Genomic DNA, 611 nt, shown 5'->3' on the forward strand with positions numbered 1-611 from the left:
GTGTACTCGGCGACGCCAGTCGCATCTTGAACTGCTTGGTCGAGGTCATCTTCGGAAGCTAATGCGATGATTTCACTGGCCTCCTCGTACGTTACCACTTCGACGCTTTCGACCGCCTGCCCGGAGATTGCTACATTGGACTCATCTAACGGGTAATTCAGCGATCCCGGGTGTAGTAATTCATTCGCCCGTTCATACTCACCCGCTATAATCGCCTCCCAGAACTGTCGAACAACGCTCGTCGGGGTTTGCGAGGTTGTGTTCTCCGCTGTCCCGCTCTCACTATCCTCGTCATCCCCATCGCTGCTCGTATTTCCGCCGCTCTCGTCGTTACTCGTTGCTGTACCACCCTCACCATCTTGACCGTCTCCCTCACTACCCGTGTCGTCAGCTCCTCCACCAGAACACCCGGCGATCGCGACTGTACTAATAGCCCCCACACTTGCTAACAACTCTCGCCTACCTCGCATACACTCAACTGTAACTGAAATGTCTAATAGATTCTGGACAATTTTCCCATGCCCGTTGCGTCGCCGCGCTCGCAGCGAAACGCCTGCGGCGTCCCGCGGTGACCGTCCGATATGCCCCTGCCAGCCCGCGATCTGATGGAT

1 pseudogene is annotated in these 611 nt (G+C 56.3%); it reads right to left on the bottom strand.

Features of this window, described 5'->3' with window-relative positions:
• Positions 1 to 470 (bottom strand): annotated as a pseudogene (locus EXE45_RS17420) (hypothetical protein); the annotation flags it as partial.
• Positions 471 to 611: the final 141 nt, after the last annotated feature.

The organism is Halorubrum sp. SP9 (assembly GCF_005435015.1).
Taxonomy (GTDB): domain Archaea; phylum Halobacteriota; class Halobacteria; order Halobacteriales; family Haloferacaceae; genus Halorubrum; species Halorubrum sodomense.